The organism is Streptococcus sp. 3613 (genome assembly GCF_013277375.1).
GTDB classification, from domain to species: Bacteria; Bacillota; Bacilli; order Lactobacillales; family Streptococcaceae; genus Streptococcus; species Streptococcus pseudopneumoniae.
In genome coordinates this window covers 1-1222 of the sequence record NZ_VMMV01000101.1, presented here as the reverse complement: position 1 = coordinate 1222, position 1222 = coordinate 1, and the positions used below count along the sequence as shown (strand labels likewise).

Sequence of the window (1222 nt, the reverse complement as noted above, 5' to 3'; positions counted from 1 at the left end):
GTGACTATGGACATGTGAACCTACTCCCATTGGAGCCCAACAAGATCCCAGTTTACTGATTCTACCGAAACCAGCCTCATCTTGGTACATCAAGCGAACCTTACGAAAATGCCTACTGGTTTTAAAGCGCTTTCTTGTCTTCTTGAATTGAGATTTTATTTTTAGACGCGACAATGGTTTGAACGTCTGCTTTCTTGGGATGTTCTGGACGTGGCCTAATATTTCGCCAACCATGGCGCTTCAAGAGTTGATAAAAGTCATCACGTGTGTAGGAAGAACCTAACTCCTTTTTATAAGCCTGAAATAAGGCATCAATTGTAACAAATTCTCCTGCCTCTGCAGTCTTCAAATGACGGGCAAGAAAGGCTTTCTCTTCCTCAATTGTCATATATGCATGGTTACGACCACCACGTGTTTCTTGAAGGAGAGAGTCGAGTCCGAACTCCTCATATTTTTTTACAGTTGGCCAAATCGTTGTTTGATTACAGTCTAAAAGCTCTATAATCTCTTTATAAGATTTACCCATCAGACGAAATAGAACGATTTGAAGGCGTTTATGATATTTAGCTGTACTAGAGTCTTTTAAAAGTGTTTTGATTGTTTGGATTTCTTCTTTAGTTGATTTCATATTACTATTATATAATACTTTTTGATTTTAGTTTAGTATTAACATAATCGGCTTTTTCCTCATACCATTGATTAATAGCTGTCATAAATCCGTCATAGTTCCAAGCCAAGTTTTCTGCTAGTGAGAAATTTCCTGAAGACCAGGCGCTCCAAATGTCCTTACTAGACAAGCGTGTGTGATTAATGGTGATCGAAGCTTCTGCTGCACGAATGAAGGTTGTTTTTTCTAGTGCAGTTGACCATTTGATAGGAACATAGCTAGTAACTAGACCTTCGTCTGTTGTTTCTTTTCGAATGGCATTGATACGGTCTAAGATAGCCTGTTTATATGGCGTTAAGAAAGTCCCTTCAATCCCAACTAGAGTAGTACCAGAAGAAGTACTAGTGACCTAAGAGTTTAAGATATTGTAGGATTGACCATTGATTGCTTGAGTGGAAACCAGCCTATCATTAGTGGCTACTGATTGTGATGTAACAATTCCTACCCCAAGAAGTGATAGAGCTGAAATCGTTGCAAGTGTGAACTTTTTAGCTTTGGTGTCCATTTCGTGTCCCCTTATTTTTTATTATATAGTTATTTAGTTTTAAAAAAGCG

The 1222-nt window shown here is 38.1% G+C and carries 1 protein-coding gene and 1 pseudogene; both read right to left on the bottom strand.

Annotated features, from left to right (window positions below; genetic code table 11):
- Positions 1-628: pseudogene (locus HT708_RS10640) on the bottom strand (winged helix-turn-helix domain-containing protein); the annotation flags it as partial.
- Between the two features lie 388 nt (positions 629-1016).
- Entirely contained in the window at positions 1017-1172 is a 156-nt protein-coding gene (locus HT708_RS12050; RefSeq protein ID WP_000379812.1) for a hypothetical protein, read from the bottom strand.
- Positions 1173-1222 lie beyond the last annotated feature (50 nt).